Source organism: Streptomyces sp. NPDC088147 (assembly GCF_044741565.1).
GTDB lineage: Bacteria > Actinomycetota > Actinomycetes > Streptomycetales > Streptomycetaceae > Streptomyces.
This window is the reverse complement of the sequence record NZ_JBIUSY010000008.1, coordinates 228,865-251,674: the sequence shown is the minus strand read 5'-3', so window position 1 is coordinate 251,674 and position 22,810 is coordinate 228,865. Positions and strand designations below refer to the sequence as shown.

Annotated in this window: 15 protein-coding genes; 13 read left to right on the top strand and 2 right to left on the bottom strand. The window is 72.5% G+C overall.

From position 1 onward, the window contains the following. Positions 1-2: 2 nt before the first annotated feature. A complete protein-coding gene (locus tag ACIOGX_RS27320) occupies positions 3-1,625 on the bottom strand; it encodes an ABC transporter substrate-binding protein (protein ID WP_401917098.1) in 1,623 nt (540 codons plus the stop codon). A gap of 229 nt (positions 1,626-1,854) precedes the next feature. On the opposite strand from ACIOGX_RS27320, the gene ACIOGX_RS27315 reads away from it, so the two are divergent. The 13 genes from ACIOGX_RS27315 to ACIOGX_RS27255 all read left to right on the top strand — a co-directional run bounded on the left by ACIOGX_RS27315 (position 1,855) and on the right by ACIOGX_RS27255 (position 22,455). Continuing rightward, positions 1,855-3,195 carry a four-carbon acid sugar kinase family protein gene (locus ACIOGX_RS27315; RefSeq protein WP_401917095.1) on the top strand — a complete coding sequence of 447 codons (1,341 nt, stop codon included), beginning with the start codon at positions 1,855-1,857 and terminating at the stop codon, positions 3,193-3,195. After that, on the top strand, positions 3,192-4,250 hold the full coding sequence (pdxA, locus tag ACIOGX_RS27310; RefSeq protein ID WP_356513408.1) for a 4-hydroxythreonine-4-phosphate dehydrogenase PdxA: 1,059 nt from the start codon (positions 3,192-3,194) through the stop codon (positions 4,248-4,250). Before ACIOGX_RS27315 ends, pdxA begins: the two co-directional genes overlap by 4 nt. Positions 4,251-4,285: 35 nt before the next feature. Continuing rightward, positions 4,286-5,080: a DeoR/GlpR family DNA-binding transcription regulator gene (locus ACIOGX_RS27305; RefSeq protein WP_356513410.1), complete on the top strand. Its 795-nt coding sequence runs from the start codon at positions 4,286-4,288 to the stop codon at positions 5,078-5,080. Positions 5,081-5,613: 533 nt separating this feature from the next. Then, a complete protein-coding gene (locus ACIOGX_RS27300; protein WP_401917091.1) occupies positions 5,614-7,455 on the top strand; it encodes a BTAD domain-containing putative transcriptional regulator in 1,842 nt (613 codons plus the stop codon). A 65-nt stretch (positions 7,456-7,520) separates the two neighbouring features. Continuing rightward, positions 7,521-9,827, top strand: a complete 2,307-nt coding sequence (locus tag ACIOGX_RS27295) for a TOMM precursor leader peptide-binding protein (protein ID WP_401917088.1) — start codon at positions 7,521-7,523, stop codon at positions 9,825-9,827. Next, positions 9,817-11,796: a TOMM precursor leader peptide-binding protein gene (locus ACIOGX_RS27290; RefSeq protein ID WP_401917085.1), complete on the top strand. Its 1,980-nt coding sequence runs from the start codon at positions 9,817-9,819 to the stop codon at positions 11,794-11,796. The genes ACIOGX_RS27295 and ACIOGX_RS27290 overlap by 11 nt, the downstream gene beginning before the upstream one ends. Positions 11,797-11,946: 150 nt before the next feature. Continuing rightward, the gene (locus ACIOGX_RS27285) at positions 11,947-13,563 is read left to right on the top strand and encodes a nitroreductase family protein (RefSeq protein WP_401917082.1); all 1,617 of its coding nucleotides are present in this window, start codon (positions 11,947-11,949) and stop codon (positions 13,561-13,563) included. A 20-nt stretch (positions 13,564-13,583) separates the two neighbouring features. Further along, entirely contained in the window at positions 13,584-16,469 is a 2,886-nt protein-coding gene (locus tag ACIOGX_RS27280; protein ID WP_401917079.1) for a lantibiotic dehydratase, read from the top strand. Continuing rightward, positions 16,457-17,584, top strand: coding sequence for a lantibiotic dehydratase C-terminal domain-containing protein (locus ACIOGX_RS27275; RefSeq protein WP_401917077.1), 1,128 nt, complete (start codon positions 16,457-16,459; stop codon positions 17,582-17,584). The genes ACIOGX_RS27280 and ACIOGX_RS27275 overlap by 13 nt, the downstream gene beginning before the upstream one ends. After that, positions 17,581-18,693 carry a peptidase M50 gene (locus ACIOGX_RS27270; protein WP_401917074.1) on the top strand — a complete coding sequence of 371 codons (1,113 nt, stop codon included), beginning with the start codon at positions 17,581-17,583 and terminating at the stop codon, positions 18,691-18,693. The genes ACIOGX_RS27275 and ACIOGX_RS27270 overlap by 4 nt, the downstream gene beginning before the upstream one ends. A 29-nt stretch (positions 18,694-18,722) precedes the next feature. Beyond that, positions 18,723-19,715: an ATP-binding cassette domain-containing protein gene (locus tag ACIOGX_RS27265; RefSeq protein WP_401917071.1), complete on the top strand. Its 993-nt coding sequence runs from the start codon at positions 18,723-18,725 to the stop codon at positions 19,713-19,715. Next, positions 19,712-20,467: an ABC transporter permease gene (locus ACIOGX_RS27260; RefSeq protein ID WP_356513426.1), complete on the top strand. Its 756-nt coding sequence runs from the start codon at positions 19,712-19,714 to the stop codon at positions 20,465-20,467. Before ACIOGX_RS27265 ends, ACIOGX_RS27260 begins: the two co-directional genes overlap by 4 nt. Continuing rightward, on the top strand, positions 20,464-22,455 hold the full coding sequence (locus ACIOGX_RS27255) for a TOMM precursor leader peptide-binding protein (RefSeq protein WP_401917068.1): 1,992 nt from the start codon (positions 20,464-20,466) through the stop codon (positions 22,453-22,455). The genes ACIOGX_RS27260 and ACIOGX_RS27255 overlap by 4 nt, the downstream gene beginning before the upstream one ends. An 89-nt stretch (positions 22,456-22,544) precedes the next feature. Here ACIOGX_RS27255 and ACIOGX_RS27250 read toward each other — a convergent pair whose 3' ends face one another. Next, entirely contained in the window at positions 22,545-22,721 is a 177-nt protein-coding gene (locus ACIOGX_RS27250) for a thiazolylpeptide-type bacteriocin (protein WP_129766434.1), read from the bottom strand. Between the last annotated feature and the right edge of the window lie 89 nt (positions 22,722-22,810).

The window sequence follows — 22,810 nt, the reverse complement described above, 5'->3', positions numbered from 1 at the left end:
GCTCAGCCCTCCAGCCGTACGGCGGACAGGTCATAGGAGTTGATCGGGAGCAGCGACAGGCCCCGCACGCGGGTTCTGCGGGCGAGCAGCGTCTTGGGCGCGAAGGCCCAGAGGCTGGGCCATGTCTCCCAGATGGCTTTCTGCACGGCGGCCAGCCGCTTGTTCCGCTCGGCGTCGTCCACCTCGGTGGAGGCGGCGGTGAGCTGCCGCTCCACACGCGGGATCACGTACCCCATGAAGGCGTCGCGCGTACGCTCCTTCGCCGCCGTGCCCCCGTACATGCCCTGGAGTGTGGTGAGCGCCTGGCCGGTGGGGCTGCCGTAGCCGTTGCCGATGACATCCCAGTCGCCCGCCCGGCCCTGACGCCAGGTGAGGATGTCGCCGCCCGGTTCGAACTGCTGGAGCGAGGCGCGTACGCCGACGGCCTTGAGCATGTCCAGGACGGCTTCCATGACGGAGGTGTCGGCGGCGAACTCCCCCGACTCCCAGATGATCCTGATCCGCAGATCCGTCGCGCCCAGCGACCTCAGCAGCGCGCGTGCCCTGCCGGGGTCGTAGGTGTACGAGCCGGTGCGCACCGCGCCTTCGAGCGCGAGCGGCACCACCCCGCCGGCCTCTTCCGCCGAGCCGTTGAGCACGTCGTCGACCAGGGCGTCGCCGTCGATGGCGTACGTCAGCGCGCGCCGCACCCGCGGGTCGGCGAGCGGTGTGCCCTCGGGCTTGCGGAAGTTGTAGAACAGCTGGCACATCCGGACGCCGGAGGTCTCCTCGACCTGGACGCCGGGCAGGCCGGTGAGCTGTTCGGCCGAGTCCGGGGTGAGGGTGTCGACGACGTCGAGTTCGCCACTGCGCAGCGCGACGACCCGGCTGGACTCCTCCGGTACGAACCGGACCCGTACGGTCTCGATCCGCGGCCTGGCGCCCCAGTACGCCGGATTGCGGCCGAGGGTGTACTCACCGGCGCCCGCGTTGGCCCTGAGGACACGGTACGGCCCGGAGCCGAGACCGGTCCGCAGCTCCTCGGGCCGGTTGGCGGCGGCGGGGGTGATGTGGATGTTGGCCATCAGCCGGTCCAGCACCGGCACGGGCTCGCGGGTGTGCAGCAGGAAGGTGCGGGGTCCGGTCTTCTCGACGGTGGGCAGCTCGGGGAAGAGACCGAGCAGGAAGGAACCGTTGACCTTCCCGTACATCCCGAGGGCCGTGGCGACGTCCTCGACGGTGACGGGGCTGCCGTCGGAGTAGCACACGCCGTCGCGCAGCCGCACGGTCCAGGCGGTGGGCCCGGCCATCTCGAACCGGTCGGCGAGGACCAGTCGCGGCTTCATCCCGGGACCGATACGGGTGAGCGCCTGCCGTACCGCGCGCTGCACGGTGACGGCGGCGTCGAACTGGTTGAGCTTGTTGTCCAGGCTCACCAGGGAACGGTTCAGACCGAGGGTGAGGGTGCCGGGGCCGGGGGCCCCGGTGGGGCCCGCGCAGGCGGCCAGCGGGCCGAGCGCCACGCCCGCGCCACCGGCGGCGCCCCAGCGCAGCAGGGTGCGGCGGCCGAAGCCCTCATGTGCGTGCTTCGGCGAGGGCTCACGCGAGGGAGCGTCGGGAGGAGCGCTCTGAGGAGTAGGGGTCATCGTCGACCTTCTCGGGTGCTGGGAAGCGACCGGCTCAAGCTGTCGCGCCGGGCCCGGCGGACGCCGGGGCGTGATTCCCGGGGTCCGGTCTGTCCGGCGGCAACAGGTGTCGCGCCGCAAAAGGTGGCACGATTGCGTGTTCCGCGCAAGAGGTCTCGCGCACTTCGCGCAGCATGTGTCATCATCAGGCACCGAGGTAGCCCGCCGGGGCCGCCCGGAGGAGGTATCCGTGGTCATCAAGCCCCGCGACGGGCGTGCACCGTGCCGCGTACTCGCGCTCGCGGACGATCTGTCCGGTGCGGCCGAGACGGCGGTGGCGCTGCGCCTCCCCGGCCGGATCGTGCTGGGCCCGGCGCCCGCGGCTCCCCCCGCCGAGGGGGAGGCGCTGGTCCTCGATCTCGACACCCGTCAGCTTCCCGCCGAGGAGGCCGCCCGTATCGTGCGCGAGGCCGTGCGCGGCGCCGCCGACGGCACCGTACTCATCAAGAAGACGGATTCGCTGCTGCGCGGCAACCTCGCCGCCGAGGCCGCCGCGTACGCGCGGGGAGCGGCCGGACTGGTGATCGCCCCCGCCCTGCCGGTGGCCGGGCGCACGGTCCGCGACGGCGTCGTCCATCTGCGCGGCACCCCGCTGCACGCCACCGACGCCTGGCGCGCCGAGTCGCTGCCCGTACCGCCCTCGGTGGCCGCCGCCCTCGGCGATCTGCGGACGGCCGTCGTACCGCTCGACGCCGTACGCTCCTCCCGGGCGGACCTCACGGGCCGGCTCGGCGACCTCATGGCGGCGGGACTGCGCCCCGTCTGCGACGCCGAGACGGACGCGGACCTGGACGCGGTGATCGCGGCCACGCTCCCGCTGGGACCCGGCGTACGGCTCATGGGCACCGGCGGACTCGCCGCCGCGCTCGGCCGGGTGCTCGGCCCGGCCGGCGCTGACGTACCGTCACCGCGCACGCCCCTTCCCCCGGGTCGGCCGTATCCCGCCGGCCGGCCGCTGCTCGTCGTGGTCGGCACCGCGGAACCCACCGCCGTTGCGCAGATCGCGCAACTCACCGGGGCCGGAGCCCGGCACACCGCCCTCCCGGCCGGTCTGCTCGCCGAGGCGGGCCCGCCGCTCTCCTTCCCCGTCGACCCGCACGGCATCACCGTCGTCAGTGTCGACAACTCCCGTGGCATCCTCACCGGTTCGGCCCGTCGTGTGGTGGCGGGCCTCGCCCGTGCCGTCGCCGCCGTGCCCCACCGCGCCGATCTCGTCCTCACCGGGGGCGAGACCGCGCGGCGCGTCCTGGACACGCTCGGTGTCACCCGGCTCCATCCGGCGGGAGAGATCCACCACGGAGCCGTGCACTGCCGCACCGACGACGGCCGCTCCGTCGTCACCCGCCCCGGAAGCTACGGCGACACCGGGTCCCTGCTGCGGATCGCCCGCGCCCTGCGGCCGGTTCGCCCCGCCGTACCGGGCGATCAGCACGCCGTACGGGGTGATCGGCCCGCCGTACCGGGCATGGGGTCCGCCGCGCCCGTCCCCCCACCGTCCGTGTCATCCGCACCGCAAGGAGAAGTCCTGTGAACGCAGCCCCGACGACCGCCCCCCTGGAGGCCCCCGTGCAGACAGAGACGGCCGCCGCGCCGCTCCCGATCATCGCGGTCACCATGGGCGACGGCGCAGGTATCGGCCCGGAGGTGATCGTCCCCGCGCTGCTCCACGCGGACACCGCGCGCCGTTGCCGCCCCGTCGTCATCGGGGACGCGGAACGCCTGCGCCAGGCGGCCCGGATCCTCGGCGTCTCCTGCGAGATCGTCTCCGTCGGGACCCCGGCCGACGCCGTGTTCCGCGCCGGCCGTATCAATGTCGTCGACCTCGGACTGCTCCCCGCCGACCTGCCGTGGGGACAGCTGTCCGCGGTCGCGGGCGACGCCGCGTACCAGTACGTACGGGTCGCCGCCGAACTCGCCGTGCGCGGCGACGTGCAGGGCATCTGCACCGCCCCGCTCAACAAGGAGGCCCTGCACGCGGGCGGCCATCTCTACCCCGGACACACCGAACTCCTCGCGCATCTCACCGGGGTCGAGGAGGTGTCGATGATGCTGTCCACCCCCAAGGTGAAGGTCATTCATGTCACCACCCACATCGGACTGATCGACGCCGTGCGCCGGATCGAACCCGGACTCGTCGAGCGGACCGTGCGCCGCGGCCACGAGGCGATGGTGCGGGCCGGGGTCGCGAAGCCCGTCATCGGGGTGTGCGGCATCAACCCGCACGCGGGCGAGAACGGCCTGTTCGGCTACGGCGAGGAGGAGGAGAAGATCGTCCCGGCCATCGAGGTGCTGCGCGCCGACGGCATCGACGCCGTCGGACCGCTCCCCGCCGACACCGCCTTCTTCCTCGCCGCGCGCGGCGACTACGACCTGATCGTCGCCATGTACCACGACCAGGGCCACGGCCCCGTCAAGGTCATGGGCATAGAAGCCGGCGTCAACCTCACCGTGGGACTGCCGGTGATCCGTACCTCCGTCGACCACGGCACCGCCTTCGACATCGCGGGTACGGGCCGTGCCGAGGCCGGTAGCATGGTCGAGGCCCTGCGCCAGGCCGCCGAGATGTCCACCGCTCCGGCCCGTTGACCACCCGATCGTCCGCACCGGAGGACAGAAGACTGATGTCTGCGATCGGATCGAAGGCCCGGCGCGATCGAATCGTCCATCTCGCCACGACCACCGGACTGGCCAGTGTGGAGGAGCTGTCCCAGCTGTTCGGGGTCACGGCCTCCACCATCCGGCGCGATCTCGCGAAGCTGACCTCGGACGGACAGCTCGCCCGTACCTACGGCGGTGCCATGGCGCTGGCCGCCCACCCCGAGGCGTCGCTGCGGCAGCGCACGGGCGAGGCGTTCGAGGCCAAGCAGGCGATCGCGCGCTGGGCGGCGGCGGAGGTACGGCCGGGGGAGTCGCTGCTGCTGGACGCGGGATCGACCGTGGGGGCGCTCGCCCACGAACTGCGCACGGCGAAGGATGTCACCGTCGCCACCACGGGCCTGACGGCCCTTCAGGAGCTGGCGGACGTCGAGTCCGTCCATGTCGAATGCCTCGGCGGGACGCTGCGCCCGCTCAGCCAGGGGTTCGTGGGACCGCTCACCGAAGCGGCCCTGGAGCGTCTCACGTTCGACCGGCTCTTCCTGGGTACGGACGGCGTCTCGGCGGAGTACGGCATCTGCGAGGCCGACCTCCGCCAGACGCGCCTCAAGGAACTGATGGCCCGGCGCGCCGAGCGCGTGTACGTCCTGGCCCACGCGGCGAAGCTGGGCCGCCGGCCGTTCCACACCTGGACCCCGCTCCGGCCCGACTGGACGCTGGTGACCGACGACGCGGCGGACCCCCGGGTCGTCGAGGGCCTCCGCGCGCGCGGAGTCACGGTCGTCCTGACGGAAGCGGAGCACACGGACACGGCGGGCTGACCCGCGCGGGCACGGTGCCGGGGAGGTCCCGCGGAGCGCGCTCCGCGGGACCTCCCCCTTTGTGTGTGCCCCTTTGCGCGTCCCCCTTTGTCTGTGTTCGCGACGGCGGGCCGTATTCACACTCAATAAGTGCTTCTTTCCGGTTGGTTCGCCGTCCGGGAATACCGGCGTGCCGGAGGGTCGACTTTCCATGGGGGACTTACTAGGATGCCCAACAAGTTCTGGGCGTCGGCATTGTTTTGGAAACCATCGCACGTGCACCGCCGAGCCTATTCATCTGTTGGTAAAGCAACGTTAATTTCCTTTGGAACGGCGGTACGTATCACTCCGCTGAGCTGGCCCTCGTCGATGGTGGCGGGGCAACTCAGCAGCGTGGCTACGGGGGAGTAGGGAATCAGTGGGGCCTGGCAGAGGTCTGTACCAACGAAAAACGCGCACCCTTTCCGTCCATGGATGCCCTGATGTCGTGCGGTGCCCGGGATTCGGCACTTTCATGCGTCACGGACGCTACTGATTCGGGGGGCAGAGGTCGCGTGCGTTTTCAGCTTTTGGGTCCTTTGAGTATTGCCGAGGGCCATGACGTTGTTGTTCTTAAACCGTCCAAACCGTCCAGCCTGCTGGCGGCTCTCCTCATTCACCCGGGATCCGTGGTGTCCACCGGCTATCTGCTGCGCGCCCTGTGGGACGAGGACCAGCCGGCCACGGCCAGGGCCGCGCTCCAGAGCTGTGTCCTCAGGCTGCGCCGGATCTTCGCCAAGTACGGAGTCACCCGCAATGTCATCGAGGCGGTGCCGGGCGGCTACCGGATGAACGCCGACGCCGACACACTCGACCTGGTGCGGTTCCGTGCGCTGGTACGGGCGGCGGACGCCGCGGACGACGCCGAGGGGGAGCTGTACCGGCTCAAGGAGGCGCTCACGCTCTGGCAGGGGCCCCTCCTGGCGAACGTGCCCTCCCCGATGCTGCACCGCGACGAGGTGCCGGGACTGACCGAGGAGCGGCTGCGCACGCTCGAACGGGCCTGCGACATCGAGCTCGCGCTGGGCCGATGTCGCCAGGTACTGGTCGACCTCTGGGAGGCCGCCCGCCGGCACCCCGGACGGGAACGGTTCTCCGAACAGCTCATCGAGGCCCTCTACCGCACCGGCCGGCAGTCGGAGGCGCTCTCCGAGTACCGCAGTGTGAAAGGCCGGCTGAAGGAAGAACTGGGCGTCGATCCCGGCCCGTCGCTCCAGCGGCTCGAACTGTCGATCCTCCGCGGAGACGACCTCGGTCCGCCCGCACTCGATCCGGCGCTCGACCGGACGCCGCTCCCCGGCGGCCGTACGGCGGTGGCTCTCGCCCCGCGCGCCGAGCCCCTGGCGATCGCCGCCCCCGCTCGGATCCCCGCTCCGGCTCCCGCTCCCGTACCGCCCGCGGCGCTCGCGCCCGCCGTACGGCCGGTGCCGCCGGTGCCGTCCTTCACCGGCCGTACCGCCGAGCGGGCGGCGATCACCGCCCGCCTCACCGCGGGATCCCCGGACACCACCGTCGTGGTCCTCTCCGGAGCCCCGGGCATCGGAAAGACGGCGCTGGCCCAGCAAGCCGCCCATGACTCCCAGCACAGCTTCCCCGGCGGCGTGTTCATCCTCGCCATGACGCGTGAGGACGGCTCCCCCGTCACCCCGGCCGAGGCCCTGGCACACCTGCCGCCGCCCGGAACCACCGACGGCGCGACGCTGCTCGTCCTCGACGACGTGACCAGTCCCGACCAGGTCCGCCCGCTGCTCCCGGCCGGGCCGGGCAGCGCCGCGCTCGTCACCAGCAGACGCGGCCTCGCCGGACTGATGGCCACGCACGGCGGCAGTGTGCACCGGCTGTCCACCCTCGACCCGGCGGAGTCCCGGCAACTGCTGGCCGCCGTTCTCGGCCCGGAACGCGTGGCGGCGGAACCGGCCGCCGCGGGCGAACTCGCCCATGTCTGCGGCCACTTCCCGCTCAGCCTGCGGATCGCCGCCGCCCGGCTGCTCACCCGCCCCGGGCTGCGCGTCGAGGACTGTGTGGCCTGGCTGGCGGAGGACCTGCCCGCCAGGCTCTCCCTCGCCGACGACCCGCGGCTGTCCGTACCGCAGGTGTTCGGCGGCGCGCTGCGCCGCCTGGAGCCGCGCTGGCGGGAAGCCTTCCACCGGCTCGGCGACCACGAGGGGCTGCTGCTCTCCTCCCACGCGCTCGGTGACTCGCCCGAGGCGGAAGAGGCGTTGGAGCGGCTCGCCGACGCGGGTCTGCTCGAAGAAGGGCCTCCCGGCCCGTACCGCATCCATCAACTGCTCAAAATCTACGCGCGTCGGCAGGCGCGCGAGAGGCACAACAGCCAGGCGGCGACAGCACGCCACTGACGGGCGACGCCCGAACTCCACCACGATCAGGCCACCTTGACCAAGCATCCAGGGGTGTCATTCTCATGGGCTCAGCGATCTACGCGACCGTTGCCTCGACCCGCCCGCGCATCCGCCGCGACGTGCTCTTCACCGAAACACCGGAGGGGGTGCTCTTCCACAACGCCGACGGCGGCTTCCAGCTGACGGCCAAGTCCGCCTACCGGTTCGCCACCCTGATCGTGCCGCATCTCACCGGCGAGCACTCCGTCTCCGAGATCTGCCAGGGCCTCGGCGACCAGCAGCGCTCCATGGTCGGCGAGCTGGTGAACAGCCTGTACGAACGGGACTTCGCCCGGCCGGTCCCGGCGACCGCGAACGAGCCGCACGGCACACCGCCCGACGTGGCCCGGCGCTTCGCCCCGCAGATCGCCTACGTCGACCACTACTCCGATGACGCGGAGCGCCGCTTCGACCGCTTCCGTACGGCACGGGTGGCCGTGCTCGGCGACGACCTCGTGGCCCGGTGGTGCGTCCTCAGCCTGGTGCGCAACGGCTGCGCGACCATCGGCGTGCAGGAGGGACTCGGAGCCGACAGCATCGCGGCCATCGAGTCCGAGGCGCGGGAGGCGGCGTCCGACGGCTGCCCCGTGGACCTGCGGCGGATCACGGCGGACGACCCCCGGCAGCCCCTGGGCTGGGCGGATCTCGCGTCGTACGACGTCGTGGTGGTCACCGGCGGCCCCGCGGCCCCGCGGCGGCTGTTCCCGCTGCTCCGGGCCGGCGTGCCCGAGGGCCGTACACTCCTGCCGGCCTGGTCCTACGGCCAGTTCGCCGTGGTGGGACCGCTGATGACGCCCGACACGGCCGGCTGCTGGTCCTGCGCGGTGCTGCGGATCGGTTCCCACGACGGGGCAGCGGCGGCGGCGGACATCTGGAGAGGTCTGGCGCTGCCCGGTTCCGTACCGTCCGGTGACCTCCCGAGCCGTCCCCTGGCGGCGATGATCGGCAATCTGCTCGGCTACGAGATCTTCCGTATCACCACCGGCGCACTGCCGGCCGAGACCGCGGGCCAGCTGGTCATCCAGGACATGAAGTCCCTCGATGTCACGGCCGAACCCCTGCTGCCGCACCCGCGCTGCCCGTTCTGCGCCGGGACGGCGGAGGGCGATGCCCCGGCAGGCTCCGTGGAGCTGCCCCTGAATGGTGAGCCGGATCTCCCGGTGGACCTCACGACGGCCGGGAGCGGCACTCCTCCGATGCCGACGGTCGACACGGCCCGCGAGGCCGACGCGCTGGTGGAGGAGCTGAACCGCCGCTCGGTGCTGGTCCGGCCGCGCGCCGGAGTCTTCGGCCGGTTCGCGGACGAGCCGCTCACGCAGATACCGCTCAAGGCGACCCTCGTCGAGTTCGGCACCGGCCACGGCTCCTCGCGCCGTATCGCCGCCTTCGACGTGCACCATGTCGCGGGGGCACGGCTGCGCGCGCTGAACGCGGCGGCCGGGGTGTACGCGGAGCATGTCGTGCCCACCGCAGGCATTCTGACGGACAGTCAGGCCGAGACGCTCGGCGCGAGCGTGCGCGCGCTGGAGCCCGCCGCGCTGACGCTCTCCGGCGGGGCGGGCACGGGCGCGGGTACGGGCGGGGCCGCCGGCGGTGAGCGGGTGACCGCCTGGACCCCGGCCGTCTCGCTGCTCACCAAGGAGCGGATACTCGTACCGGCCGCGGCCGTACGCACCTTCGGCCCCCACAACGCCGACCGGCTGTTCGAGCCGACGCGCGCCGGGACCGGAGCGGGCGCCACGGCGGCGGACGCCGCCGCCGACGGGCTGCTCTCCGCCCTCGCCCATGACGCGCTGTGCCGCACCCTGCGGGGCGGTACGGCCGGCAGGGTGCCGCTGAAGCCGCTCGCGGAAGGGGAGGGGGACGACGCCGAACTCACCTTCCTCATCCGCTCCGCGGCCGTCCTCGACATCGAGCTGGACCTGCTCGACCTGGGCGAGAGCGACCGCTCAGGGGCGCATGTGCTGCTCGCACGGGGAGCCGGACACTGGGCCGTCGGCAGCGACCTCCACGCGCGGCGCGCCGCGGTCGCCGCGCTGCGCGATCTGCTCGGACAGGTGCAGCTGGGCCGGGAGGAGACGGCCGCGCCGTTCGACCTCGGCGACCCGCTGCTCCGCGACCTCGACGCGACGACCCTCCACGCCACCGGCACCGAGGCGACCGGGGCCGTCGCGTCCCGGGCGGTGACCGACTGGTCCGAGGTGCTCGACCGGCTCCGGGCGGCGGGACGCGACGCCCTGATGGTGGACACCGGCTCCGCGGACCTGGCCGGCGCGGGCATCAGAACCGCCCGCGTGCTCCTCACCGCGGAGGCATCCCGTGGCGCCTAGCACACTCGATGTCCGCCCGGCGGAGGACCTGCTGCGTCAGGCCCTGGAGCGGCTCGGCGGGCCCGAGGTGAGCGTCGGCGCGCTCGGCACGCACGACGCGTTCGCCCCCGGACACACCACGGGCCGGGAGCCGGCCGGCCGGGGGACGACCGGGCGGGACGCCGCCGGACAGCACACCGACACGCCGGTGCCGGTCCGGCTGTACGGCGCGCACGCCGTCGTCGGGCCCGTGCCCGGTGCCGACGGCGCGCCGGCCCCGGCCTGCTCCCACTGCCTGGCCCGCCGCTGGCAGGCCGTACGGTCCGTGGCGCTGCGCGACGCCCTCGAACTGGGCGGGGAGACCCGGGCGGCGGGGGAGTGGCCCTACGCCACACCGTTCGCGACGGACGCCGTGGCCGCGCTCGTCACCGCACTGCGCGAACTGCCGCCCGCCCCCGGGGGCCCGTTCCCCGAGATCCGGCTGGTGGATCTGCGGACCCTGACCGTCCGGCACTACCCGCTCGTGCCCGACCCCGAATGCCCGCGCTGCGCCACGCCCCGTACCGATACCGCCGAGGACGCCCGGATCACGCTCCGTGCCGCCCCCAAACACCGTCCCGGCTCCTTCCGGCTGCGGCCCATCGAGGCGTACGACATCGACGTCGCCGCGTTCGCCAACCCGGTGTGCGGCGCGCTCGGGCCGTCCGTGGTCCATGACGTCTCCTCCACCTCCACCTCCGCGACCATCGGCTGCTTCTCGATGCGCTCCGGCGAGTATCTGCGCGAGACGTTCTGGGGCGGCCACGCCGACTCCTTCGGCCACAGCAACCGGATCGGTGTGCTCGAAGGCATGGAGCGCTACGCCGGGATGCGGGCGCGCTCGCGGATCACCAGTGTCACCGGAACGCTCGACCGGTTCGGCGCCGAGGCCGTCGACCCCCGTGACGTCGGCCTGTACGCACCGGACTTCTACCGGGCCAACCCGCGGGTACGCCCGTTCGCGCCCGACCGGGAGATCCCCTGGGTATGGGGCTACTCCCTGCGGGACGAGCAGCCGCGACTGGTCCCCGAGGTGCTGACGTACTATCACGCACCCGGCCTGGAGAACCGGTTCGTACAGGAGAGCTCCAACGGCTGTGCCTCCGGCGGCTGTCTGGAAGAGGCGATCTACTTCGGGCTGATGGAGGTCATCGAGCGCGACGCCTTCCTCCTCGCCTGGTACGGGCAGCAGCCGCTGCCCGAGATCGACCCGGCCACCAGCACCCGCGCCTCCACCCGGCACATGGTCGACCGGCTGGCCATGTACGGCTACCGGGCACGGTTCTTCGACACCCGGATCACCTTCCCGGTCCCGGTGGTCACCGCCGTGGCCGAGCGTTTCGACGGCGGACCCGGCCGGATGTGCTTCGGCGCGGGCGCCGGGCTCGACCCCGAGTCCGCGCTCGACTCGGCGCTCTGCGAGATCGCGACCGACGCCGTGAACCTGCGGGACCGCACCGAGCGCGACGGGCCCCGGCTGCGCGCCATGGCCGCGGACTTCGACCGGGTGACGGCGCTGCACGACCATCCCCTGGTGTACGGCGTGCCGGAGATGGGCGAGCACGCCGGCTTCCTGCTGGACCCGGACAGTCCGCACCGGCACGGCATCGCCCCCGAACCCCCGTGTGCCGTGAAGGAGTTGCGCTGGCCGGACCCCTCCGGTGCCATGGCCGCCGAGGATCTCCGCGAGGATCTGCGGCGCTGTGTCGACGCGGTGACCGGAGCCGGCTTCGACGTGGTGGTGGTCGACCAGACCATGCCCGAACAGCGCACGCTCGGGCTGCACACCGTCAGCGTGCTCGTTCCGGGGCTGCTGCCGATCGACTTCGGCTGGTCCCGGCAGCGCGCCCGCACCATGCCCCGGCTGCGCACCGCCCTGCGTACGGCGGGACTGCGCGACCACGATCTGGGACCGGACGACATCAACCCGGCCCCGCACCCCTTCCCGTGATCCGCCGTCCGGCGCCCGAGCCCGTCGGGCACCGAACCGTCGAGCACCGACCCGTTCAGCACAGCACTGTCCAGCACAGCACCGTTCAGCACAGCACCGTCCAGGACCGATCCGTTCAGTACAGCACCGTCCAGCAGAGAGGAGGGTCCCGTGGGCTACGCCCATGACTATGCGGCCGCGATCATGCAGCGCGGCCGGATCCCGATGGAGCCCGCCGATTTCGTCCCCGACTGGGCGGATCGGCCGAGGAAGGCGAAGTTCTACCCCGGCGTCGAGTCCTTCCCGCTGCCGGACACGGACTTTCCCGAGGGGGCGACCGTGGCGGCCGGCTGTCTGCCCGCCGGAGCGGGCGACGCCCAGCGTCCGTTCACCCTGGGCTCGCTCTCCGGGATGCTGCGCGACTCCTACGGTCTGACCGGACGCCGGCTCGGTGTCCAGACCAATACCGACCTCGCCGCGCTGCCGCACTACACCCAGGCCAACTGGTCCCGTGGCACGGCCTCCGGCGGCGGTCTCTACCCGGTCAGCGTCTACTGGGTCTCGGGCCCCAGCGGACCGCGGAACCCGGGCGTTCACTACTACTCGGCCCCGCACCACGCCATGCAGCGGCTGCTCGCGGGCGATGTGACCGGTGAGGTGCGGGCGGCGCTGGGCGAGGGGGCGCCGGGCGCGGACCACGACCAGTTCCTGGTCCTGGGCATCAAGTACTGGCAGAACGCGTTCAAGTACAACAGCTTCTCCTTCCACGCGGTGAGCATGGATCTCGGGGCGATCGTCGGGACCTGGCGCATCTGGGCCCGCGCGCAGGGGCTGAGTGTCGAACCCGCGCTGTGGTTCGACGAGGAGAGGCTGAGCCACGTGCTGGGTGTGCCCCATGAGGAAGAAGGCATCTTCGCCGTCGTCCCGCTGGCCTGGGAAGGCGCCGAGCCCACCGCCGGGCTCTCCGCCGCCGCTCTCCCCGACGTCCCCGCCGTCCGGCACACCGACGTCGAACGCTCCCGTACGGTCCTGCGCTTCGAGACCCTCCAGCGGATCCACGCGGCGACGGCGGAAGCCGCGACCGACCGCCCGGAGCCGGGCGCGCTCGGCCCGGCGGCCGCCGTCCCGCCCAGCGGAACGGGCACACCCGTCGTGCTGCCGGAGCCCGCGCTGCCGACGGTGAGTGTGCGCGACGCCCTGCGGGAGCGGCGCAGCAGCTTCGGGCGCTTCGACGCGTCGCGCCCGGTCACCGCCGCGCAGCTGGCGGCCACCCTCGACGCGTGCGTCACGGCTTCGCTCGGCGGCGACACCGCACAGCCCGGCGAGCCGGGCGCCGCCGCGCCGGGCCTGGTCACGCTGTACGCGTTCATCAACCACGTCGAGGGAGTGGCGCCCGGTGCGTACGCCTACGATCCCGTCGAACACGCCCTGCGCCCGGTGGTGGCGGGCCCGCCGGGACCGTTCCTCCAGCGCAACTACTTCCTCTCCAACTACAACCTGGAGCAGGCCGGTGTGGTGATCGTTCCCACCATCCGCACCGCCGCCGTCCTGGACGCGGTGGGGGACCGTGGCTACCGGCTGGTGAACGGCACGATCGGGGCCGTCGCGCAGACTTTCTACACCGTGGCCTCCGCCCTCGGGCTCGGTGCGGGCGTCGCCCTCGGCTTCGACAACATCTCGTACATCGAGGAGCTGGGTCTCGAACGCACCGGCGAGAAGCCCCTGTTGATCATGCTGCTCGGCAATGAGCGGCCACGGCCCGCCGACTTCCGCTACGAGATCGGCTGACCGGGATGGGGGAACGACCGATGACACCGGACACGCACACCGCACCCGGCACGCACACCACACCCGGCATGCACACCGCACCGGACAGGCACACCGCACCCGATCCGGACACGACGGACGGGGGCTGGGAACCGGGCCGCCGCTTCATGCTGCGCGTCGCGGGGCTGCCCGTCGAGTCCGTCCAGGCGCTGCGCTGCGACGACAGCCGCCGGTGGGCGGACGACGTCCTCGCGGCCGAGGACCGGCTCCGGGCCCATGCGGCCGGGCTGAGCGATCTGCTGCACGACGTGGTGAGCACCACCGATGTCGCGCCGGACGGGACCGGCGCGGCCCAGCGCCGTGAACTGCTGGGCCTGCGCCGCCAGATCTTCAACAACCGGCTGCCCGCGGATCCCGAAGCCGCCGTCCGGCTGGTCGCCGGACTCGCCCCCCGCGCGGCGGAGGCGACCGCCGAGTGGCTGCGGGACCGGCGGCATCTGGAGAAGCTGCTCGCCGAGGGCGCGCCGCTGCTCGCCGCCGACCTCGACAGGACCCGGGCCGCGCTGCGCGGGCTCCTCGCCGAGGACCGGCTGCGCTGCGGCCTCCTGCTGGCCTCCCCGACCCTGGAGGGGCAGCTCGACGCCTATATCGGCAAGGCCGAGGCGGGAGCCGCGGCGGGCGTGTCCCCCGACAAGCGGATGCGGAAGATCGAGCGGTCGGTGCTGTCGTATCTGTACCGGACCGCCTGCAAGACCAGCCCGTTCAGCACCTTCACCGGGGTCGCCACCGGCGTCTTCCACGACACCGCGGACGCCGCCATCCGGGTCGACGACGTGTGGTCGAGCCATGTGCGGCTCAATGTCGTCGTGCTGGGCCGGTTCGCCGAACTGATCCTCGCCGACCCCGCCCGGCGGGGCGATCTGCCCGTACGTCCGGCCTCCGGCTGGGAGCGGGACGACGACCGGATCCGGTACGTACGTCAGTGGATCAGCACCGGCGACGACTCGGCCGCGGTGACCTTCGACGCGGTGAAGGACCGGCTGTTCTACCTCCGCCGCAGTGGCACGCTGGACCGGCTGCTCGGTGTGTTCGAGGGGCGGGGCGAGCTGCGCTACGGCGAGCTGGTGGAGTGGCTCCGCACCGAGCACGACGCCGAGCCCGCGCAGTGCGAGACGTATGTGGCCGCGCTGCTCCAGCTCGGGCTGGTGCGGGTGCCGTGCCTGGACACCGACGTCCACAGCCCCGATCCGCTGCGCTCCTTCCAGAGCGCGCTGCGCACCCTCGGGCGCGCCTGGGCCGACCGGCTGGCCGACGCCTTCGACGGCCCCGTCCGCGCCATCGACCGTTTTCCCTCCGCCGGCCGAGCCGAGCGGGCGGAACTGCTGCGCGAGCTACGCGCCGGACTGCGTGCGGGCCAGGCCGAGTTGGGCGCGGCGGAGGCCACACTGCCGCAGACCCTCCTCTACGAGGACGTCAGCGCCGGCCGTGAGGTGACCTGCGGGCTCGGCGCCTGGACCGGGACGGCCGGCGGGGCGCTGCGCTCCGTCGAACGGATCCTCCCCGCCTTCGATCTGACGCTCCCTCAGCGAGTCACCTTCAAGGGGTTCTTCGTCGCGCGCTACGGCCGTGGCGGCCGGTGCGACGACCTCCTGGGCCTCGTCCATGACTTCCACGAGGACTTCTTCGACCAGTACCTGTCGTTCGCGGGCAAACGGCGGCCGTTCGACGACCGGGGTGCGTACGTACCGGAGGAGAACTGGCTCGGGCTTCCGGGCATCCGCGCGATCGACGCGGCGCGGCGCACGTTCATCGACCGGATGCGGCAGCTCTGGCGGGACCACGCGGACGCGGCCGAGATCCGCCTCGACGAACGGGACCTCGGGCTCGTCGCGGACGAACTCGCCCCGGTCGCGGCCGACTTCGCGCCGCAGTCCCACCATCTCCAGCTCACCGAGAGGGACGGCGCCCCGCTCGTCGTGCTCAACCGCTCCTATGGCGGACTCTCCTTCCCCTTCAGCCGTTTCACCCATGTCTACGACACGGACGGCACGGAGGACGCGGACGGCACCGATGTCATGGCCGGCGCGGAGGAGCGGCCGGAGGAGCGGTCCGGGGCCTTCTCGCGCGGGCTGCGCGACACCGCCGCCGCCGTCACCCCCGACGGAGCGGTGCTGGCCGAGATCACCGGCGGCGCGGTCACCAGCAATCTCAATCTGCACAGCCCGCTCACCGACTACGAGATCGTCTGCCCCGGAGAGTCCAGTACCGTCCCCGAGGACCGGCGCATCCACCTCGACGATCTCCATGTCGAGCACGACGCGGAGACGGACCGGCTGGTGCTGCGCTCCACCCGGCTCGGCCGCGAGGTCGTGCCCGTCTATCTCGGCTATCTGGTGCCGCTCGCGCTGCCCGAGATCCCCCGTACGCTCCTGCTGATGTCGCCGACCTCGATGGCGCCCCTGGACGTCTGGGGCGGCGTCCCGGCGGGTGAGGCGCGCGGCGGTGTGACCAGGCGCCCCCGGGTGCTGCACGGCGAGGTCGTCCTGAGCCGCCGCAGCTGGACCACGACGGCCGGCGCGCTGCCCGTCCGCCGGCCCGGCACGGGCGACGAGGAGTGGTTCCTCGGCTGGCAGCGCTGGCGGCGCGAACACGCCCTGCCCGACCAGGTGTTCGCCACCGTGTCCAGCGGTCCCCGAGGCGGTGCGGGGGCCAAGCCGCAGTACGTGGACTTCGACAGCGTCCTCTCCCTCACCGCCCTCGAAGCACTGCCGGCGCACCCGGACGACCGGGTCGTCCTGCGGGAGATGCTCCCCGGGCGCGACGGACTGCATGTCCGCTCCGCGCGCGGCAGCCATGTGGCCGAGCTGGCCGTGGAGACCTTCACCTCGACCCGACGCAGAGAGGGCGCACCGACATGCCAGAGCTGACCCCCGCGCCGAGCCCCATACCGGCCCCCACGCCCGCACCCGCCGGCGCCCTCGCCCCTGACCCCGCCCCCGGCGCGGCCGACTGGCAGGCCATCCACATCTTCTACGCGGCCAACCCGCAGCCCCTGCTGGTCAACTGTGTCCGTCCACTGGTGGCCGGCCTGACCGCCGACGGCCTGCTGGCCGGCCACTTCTTCATCAACTACTGGCTGGAGGGGCCGCACGTCCGCCTCCGGCTCAAGCCCGTCGACGCGACCGCCACCGCCGAGGTACGGCGCCGCGCCGAGGAGGCCATCAGCGGCTTCCTGCGCGCCCGCCCCGCCCTCTACGAAGTGGACTCCGGGTTCCTCAACGAGTTCTACAACACCCTCTTCGAGATCGAGTTCCCGGAGGGCGACCGCGGCGCGTTCATGAGCGAGGACGGCCGGATGAACCTGCGGCCCAACAACTCCTTCTCCTGTGAACCGTACGAGCCCGAGTACGGCAAGTACGGCGGCCCCGCCGGGATCGAGCTGGCCGAGTGGCACTTCGCGCACTCCAGCGATCTCGTCATGGACGCCTTCCGCACCATGAACCTGCATCTGCGCACCGTGCTCCTCGGCACGTCCGCCCAGCTGATGATGGTCATGGCCGGCTGCTTCCTGCCCGACCGGGAGGAGCTGGGGGCCTACCTGGACCGCTACTACGAGTTCTGGCACAACGCCTTCCCCGGCACCGGTTTCATCGGGTCGAAGGAGTACGACAAGAACTACGCCGCGATGGCTCCCGGCCTCGGCCGCCGCTTCGAGGGGATCCGGCGGGCCGTCCGCACCGGTGAACTCGGCACACTGCCCGCCTTCCTGCGCGGCTGGGCCGAGCACTGCCTCGAACTGCGCACCCGCGCCGAGGAATTGACCGTGGGCGGCGAACTGGTGTTCCGCTCCTGGGACGGTACGCGCGACGAGCGCGTCACCGATCCCGCCGTGGCGCTGCCGCTGCTGCTCTCCCCGTACATGCACATGACCAACAACCGGCTGCATGTGACGATCCGCGACGAGGCGTATCTCTCCCATGTACTCGGCCGGGTCCTGCGCGAGAACACCGTCGCCCCGTCCGCCCCGGCGGCGATCCCATGACCGCCACCCCGGGGGAACTCCTCTCGCACCGCCCGGCACTGCGCCCCGGCACCCTGCTGAGCCCCGCCCTGCTGCACGGACCCGCCACCGTGCATCTGATCAAGGAGCCGGAGGGCGGCGCGGCCTTCGAGGTCGGGGCGAAGGAGTACTTCCTGATCTCCCGGCTCGACGGCACCCGCAGCCTGGCGGAGATCGGCGAGGAATACGCCGACACCTTCGGCAGACGCCTCGCCGCCGCGCACTGGCAGCGACTGCTGCATCTGCTGGGCACCAGAAGCCTGCTGGCCGGCGCACCGCCCCGGCCGGCACCCGCCACCCCGCCCGGCGCCCCGTTCAGCGGCACCCCGCTGCGGGGCACCCTGCGGCTGGTCGCCGACGCCGACGCCACCACCGCGCGCCTGCACCGGCTGCTGCGCCCCGCCCTGCGGACCGCGGTCCTGCTGCCGCTGACCGGGATCCTGGTGGCGATGGAGGTCCTGCTCGCGACGCACCTGCCCGAACTGGCCCGTGACACCTGGTGGCTGTGCCACCAACCCGTCGCGCTGATCGCGGTCTTCACCCTGCTCTGGCTGAGCACGGCGCTGCACGAACTGGCCCATGGGGTGAGCGCCCGGCACTACGGGGGAACGGTCAGCGAGATCGGGTTGCGCTGGCGGCTGCCCATGGCCGTGATGTACTGCACCGTCGACAACTACCGCTATCTGCACACCCGTTGGCATCAGCTCGCGGTCGCGGGTGCGGGCGCCTACGTCAATCTGCTCTTCCTGCTGCCGTTCCTGGCCTGGTGGGCCGCGCTCCCCGAGGGGGACCCGACCCGCAGGGTGCTGTCCGGACTGCTGCTGCTCGGCAGTCTCCAGGCACTCGTCAACCTGCTTCCCCTGCCTCCGCTCGACGGCTACACGATGCTCAGCCACACGCTGCGCGTCTCCGGTCTCGCACCCGAGAGCGGGCGCTATCTGCGGCTGTGCCTCAGCGACCGGCCGGCCGCCGCCGCGTACCCGCGCCGGGCCCGCGTCGTCTACCTCTCCTACGGGGTGGGGTCGGCCCTGCTCGTCCTTTTCCTGGTGGCGGCTCTGGCAACAGGCCTCTACTTCCTACTAGTTCACTGACCCACAACCCCCGAGGGGCGCAGAAGCACATGAGCGAGGCCAGGACCAAGGAGTCCGTGCCGCACGAGACGGCCACCGGAGCGGCGATCGTCGTCGAGGAGGTACGCAAACGATACGGGGACCGGCAGGCCGTCGACGGGGTGTCGCTCCAGGTCGGCCGCGGGGAGTTCTTCGGACTCCTCGGCCCCAACGGCGCCGGGAAGACCACCCTCGTCGAGATCATGGAGGGCCTGCGGCAGGCGGATTCCGGGACCGTCTCGGTTCTCGGCCAGTCCCCCTGGCCGCGGAATGTGGCGCTGCTGCCACGGCTGGGCCTCCAGACCCAGTCCTCCGCCTTCTTCGTACGCCAGACCGCGCGCGAGCATCTGTGTACCGTCGCCGCCCTGTACGGGGCGAGCCGCGCCGACGCGGACAGCACGCTCGGCACCGTCGGGCTGTCGGATCAGCGCGATGTCATGGTCGAGAACCTCTCCGGCGGCCAGCGCCAGCGCCTGGCCATCGCCTCGGCCCTGGTCCACGGCCCCGAGCTGATCTTCCTGGACGAGCCGACCGCCGCCCTGGACCCGCAGGCCCGCCGCGACCTGTGGAAGGTGCTGCGCGCGCTGAAGAGCGAGGGCCGCACCATCGTCTACACCACCCACCATCTGGACGAGGCCGAGGCACTCTGCGACCGGGTCGCCATCCTCGTGGCCGGTTCGGTCGTGGCACTGGACTCCCCGCACCATCTGGTCACCGCCGCCGGCGCGCCGACCCGTCTGCTGATCCCGTCGGAGCGGATGAGCCAGGAGGACGCGGCGGCCATTCCGGGGGTCGACCGAGTCACCGAGCAGGGCGGCTCCCTCGTACTGGAGACGGCCGAGTCCGGGAAGGTCCTCCAGGCGGTCGACGCGCTCGGCGGACTGGACGGCGTCCAGACCCGCACCGCCACGCTCGAGGACGTCTACCTCGAACTCACCGGCACCCCCGACCCCACCGTCATCACGGGCACCACGGACACCAACGACACGGAGCAGCAGGGATGAGCGCGTACACAGCACTGACGGGGGCCGGCTACCGGGCGCAGGTCCGGGACAAGGCCACCCTCTTCTTCACCTTCGCCTTCCCGCTGCTCTTCCTGGTCGTCTTCGGACTGATCTTCCGTGGCCAGGAGGTGGAGGAGACGGGCCGTCCCTACATCTCCTACATCGCGCCGGGCGTCATGTCCTGGGGTGTCGCCAACGCCGCCGTCTTCGGCGTCGCCTTCACCCTGATGCAGTGGCGCCGCGACGATCTGCTGCGGCTGATCCGGATGACCCCCACCCGGCTGTCCTCGGTCCTCGGCTCCCGCTACGTGCTCGCTCTCGGCGTGGGGATCTTCCAGGCGGTGGTGTTCATCGCGGTGGCGATGCTGCCCCTGTTCGGACTGGAGCTGTACGGCCGGTGGCCGCTGGCGCTGCCCGTGCTGGTGCTCGGCATCACGGCGTTCCTGACCATCGGCGTGGTCATCGGCTCGTACGCCGACACGCCCGAGGCGGTCGCGGCCATCGCCAACTGCCTGATGGTGCCGATGGCCTTCCTCTCCGGCTCGTTCCTGCCGCTGGACATGATGCCGTCCTGGCTCCAGTCGGTCTCACGGGTGCTGCCGCTGCGCTATCTCAACGACGCGGTGTCCGCGTCCCTTTCGGGCCGGGGGGACCTCGGGGACATCGCCCTCGGATGCGGCGGCCTGGTCGTCTTCACCGTCATCTTCGGGGCGCTGGCCCTGAAGACGTTCCGCTGGAGCAACTCCACATGACCACGACGACGACCACGACGGACGCGCACGGCGGAACCGGCGCGGTGGCGGACGGCGCTCAGCCGGAGGGCGTGCCGCTGGAGGCCGCGCGCGAACTGCTGCGGCGGGAACTGGCCCTGCGGCTGGCCCCGGCCGCCGGGCCGGCCGTGGTCCCCCTCGGCGCCGGTGACGTACTCGGTCACCGGGGCCAGGACCCCCACGCCGCCCTGCGCCCCGGGGCCACCGTCCATCTCACCTCGGGGGCCGTGCTGGTGGGCCCCTGGGGCGGTGACGACGCGACCGCCGCCTGCGGCCAGTGTCTGGCGATGCGCTGGCAGCGGCTGCGCACCCGTACGGAGCGCGACGCCCTGGAGACCGGTTCGCGCACCCGTGCGGCCGGCCACTGGCCGCGGCTCACCCCGTACGCCCTGGACGCGGTGGAGGCGCTGCACCGCGCGGTGTTCCTCCCGGGCGCCGTGCTCCCGCCGGGTCCCGGCGCGGCCGACCGGTCGCTTCCGCAGGTCTCGCGCCTCGACCTCGCCACGCTCGGGGTGCGGACCTATCCGCTGCTCGCCGATCCGCTCTGCCCGCACTGCGGACCACGAGGCACGGATGGCCCGGCCGACGGGGGCCTCGGTCCGGTGAGCCGGCCCAAGCCCGCCCCGGACACCTACCGGCTGCGCCCGGCGTCCGCGTACCCGATGCCGGCCGCGGCGCTCGCCAACCCCGTCTCCGGAGTCCTCGGCGCGGGCACCTGGATCAATGTCACCTCACCCACCACCGCGCCGGTCGCGGGCAGCGTCTTCATGCGCGGGTACGCGGGGCTGACCGATGTCACCTGGAGCGGCCAGGCCAACGGCTTCGACGCCAGCCGCGATCTGGCCTTCCTGGAGGGCCTGGAGCGGTATGCCGGTACGCACCGGCGCACCGGCACCACCCTGCTCACGGCTGCCTACAGCGATCTCGGCGAGGACGCCCTCGACCCCGCCGCGTGCGGCTTCTACGCGCCCGAGACCTACCGTGACGACCCGATGGTCAGCCCCTTCGACCCCGGCCGGCCCATCCCCTGGGTCTGGGGCCACTCCCTGCGGGACGAGCGCCCGGTCCTGGTCCCGGCCCGGCTCGTCCACTACAGCGCGGGTCTCGCCTCCGACAACTTCGTCTTCGAGTGCTCCAACGGCTGTGCGATCGGCGGCTGTCTGGAGGAGGCGATCCTGGGCGGGCTCCTCGAACTCATCGAGCGGGACGCGTTCCTGGTCGCCTGGTACGGCGCCACCCCGCTCACCGAGATCGATCTCGGCTCGCTCGACGACCGTACCGTCCGCACCATGATCGACCGGGCCGCGCTCCAGGGCTATGACGTCCACGCCTTCGACAACCGGATCGACCTCGGCGTACCGGTCGTCACGGGCCTGGCGGTCCGGCGCGACGGCGGCCCCGGCACCTTCTCGTTCGGCGCCGGCGCGAGCCTGGACCCGGCGGCGGCCCTGGAAGGTGCACTCTCCGAGGTGCTCACGTACATCCCGCATCTGCCCCGGCAGGTGGCCGAGCGCCGGACCGAACTGGAGGCCATGGCCGAGGACTTCGGCAAGGTGCTGCATCTCAAGGACCACGCGCAGCTCTACGGTCTGCCGAGGATGGCGGAGCATGTCCGCACCTATCTGGAGCCCTCCGCCGTGCGGCCGATGGCGGACGTGTACCGCGACTGGGAGGAGCGGGAGCGGCCGCGCACGGGCGACCTGCGGGACGATGTGGCCTACTGCCGCGACGCGTTGGTACGGGCGGGACACGATGTCATCGTCGTCGACCAGACCACCCCGGAGCAGCGTCGCATCGGGCTGCGGACGGTGGCCACGATCGTCCCCGGCCTGCTGCCGATCGACTTCGGCTGGTCACGTCAGCGCGCGCCGCGTATGCCGCGACTGCGGAGCGCCGCGTTCCGGGCGGGGCTGCGCGACCGGGAGCTGACGGAAGCGGAGATCAGGCTCGTGCCGCATCCGTTCCCCTGACCACGGCCGTCGGGCCGGACACGACGGAGCGGGCGGTACCCGCGCGGAAGGTCGCGGGTACCGCCCGCCGTCGTGCGGCGCGCGGAGGATCAGGCGCTGCAGGAGGTGGTGCTGGTGGTCGAGGAGCAGGTCGACGTCGAGCTGCAGCTGGTGGAGCCCGCGAGCACGACCTCGCTGGCGTCCGAGTAGTCCGAGATCTCGAAGGTCTCCGACTCCAGCTCCATGATCTCGTCGGCGAGGGAGGCGAGGGGGCTCTTGTCAGCCATGGTGACTCCTAGGGGAGGCCGGGCCACCGGGCTTGCCCCGGCGGTCCCTTGTCGTGCCACGGGTATTCCAGCCCACCCCACTTCCACAT

Coding starts and splice junctions, on each gene's coding strand:
- ACIOGX_RS27320 (WP_401917098.1), bottom strand. CDS start 1,625: ATGACCCCTACTCCTCAGAGCGCTCCTCCCGACGCTCCCTCGCGTGAG.
- ACIOGX_RS27305 (WP_356513410.1), top strand. CDS start 4,286: ATGTCTGCGATCGGATCGAAGGCCCGGCGCGATCGAATCGTCCATCTC.
- ACIOGX_RS27295 (WP_401917088.1), top strand. CDS start 7,521: ATGGGCTCAGCGATCTACGCGACCGTTGCCTCGACCCGCCCGCGCATC.
- ACIOGX_RS27280 (WP_401917079.1), top strand. CDS start 13,584: ATGACACCGGACACGCACACCGCACCCGGCACGCACACCACACCCGGC.
- ACIOGX_RS27275 (WP_401917077.1), top strand. CDS start 16,457: ATGCCAGAGCTGACCCCCGCGCCGAGCCCCATACCGGCCCCCACGCCC.
- ACIOGX_RS27270 (WP_401917074.1), top strand. CDS start 17,581: ATGACCGCCACCCCGGGGGAACTCCTCTCGCACCGCCCGGCACTGCGC.
- ACIOGX_RS27265 (WP_401917071.1), top strand. CDS start 18,723: ATGAGCGAGGCCAGGACCAAGGAGTCCGTGCCGCACGAGACGGCCACC.
- ACIOGX_RS27260 (WP_356513426.1), top strand. CDS start 19,712: ATGAGCGCGTACACAGCACTGACGGGGGCCGGCTACCGGGCGCAGGTC.
- ACIOGX_RS27255 (WP_401917068.1), top strand. CDS start 20,464: ATGACCACGACGACGACCACGACGGACGCGCACGGCGGAACCGGCGCG.
- ACIOGX_RS27250 (WP_129766434.1), bottom strand. CDS start 22,721: ATGGCTGACAAGAGCCCCCTCGCCTCCCTCGCCGACGAGATCATGGAG.